At 26.7% G+C, this 965-nt stretch carries 1 protein-coding gene; it reads left to right on the top strand.

Features of this window, described 5'->3' with window-relative positions:
- Positions 1-303: 303 nt before the first annotated feature.
- Complete coding sequence (locus tag GOQ24_RS16320; RefSeq protein ID WP_160340173.1) at positions 304-894, top strand: PKD domain-containing protein; 591 nt, start codon at positions 304-306, stop codon at positions 892-894.
- Positions 895-965: the final 71 nt, after the last annotated feature.

The raw sequence follows: 965 nt of genomic DNA, 5'->3' as shown, positions 1-965 counted from the left end.
AATAGGACGGTTTAGTATGTTAATTTTCGATGTGATAATACTGTATAAATTGAGGAAGAAGCTTAATCTGATTCTGCTTTTTGTTTTTCAATAGTTTGATTTTTAAATACTTATTGTTTTGTTTGTTTTTTTATAAAAATAGTATAATTGTAATTTTATATGTAATAAATTGTAAAATATTTATTTTAAGTGTGTTTTTTTAATTGATTAGTGTATTATTATTTAATAATTAACTTAATTAACTTTTATGTGTTAATAATTAGTATTTTTGCAAAAAAATATGTTAACTAAATTGTAGTTGTTGTGAGAAGTTTATTAGGGTATGTTTTATGTCTTTTATGTATGGTGTTTTATAGTTGTTATAATGAAACAACAGAGCAAATACAAGCAGAATTTGATTACCAATTTGAAAATTCAGATCAAAGTATTCCTGTAGTTGTTCAATTCATAAATAGATCTAGTGGTGGGGACACTTATAAATGGGAATTTGAAGGAGGTACTCCTTCTGTTTCTACGGCAAAAGATCCTGAGAAAATTTCGTATTTAAAACATGGTAAGTATGCTGTAAAATTGACTGTAACCAATGTAGATGGAGAGGTAAATACTACTAGTAAAATAATTAATGTTTTAGATCAAATTAGTGGAGACTTTACTTACAGTATAAAAGGGAGTAATTACCCTCCTGTACAAGTGACATTGTCTAATGAAATAAAAGGGGAGGGATTTACATATTCATGGATATTCAAAGGCAATGAAGTAGATTCTTTTGAAGGGAAAACCCCGCCAGAATTAATATATAATAAACCAGGTACATATGATTTAGTACTACTAGTAAGTAATGGACAAGATACAGTAAGAAAACTTGTAAATCGTCAGCAAAAAGTGGACAATTAAGATACTATAAATAAGATAGTGTTTTCAAAAAATGATAACTTTATAATTATGGGAAGAGTCAGTAAGAAAAC

The organism is Myroides sp. LoEW2-1 (assembly GCF_009767705.1).
Lineage (GTDB): Bacteria > Bacteroidota > Bacteroidia > Flavobacteriales > Flavobacteriaceae > Flavobacterium > Flavobacterium album_A.
This window is presented reverse-complemented; position numbering and strand designations above follow the sequence as displayed.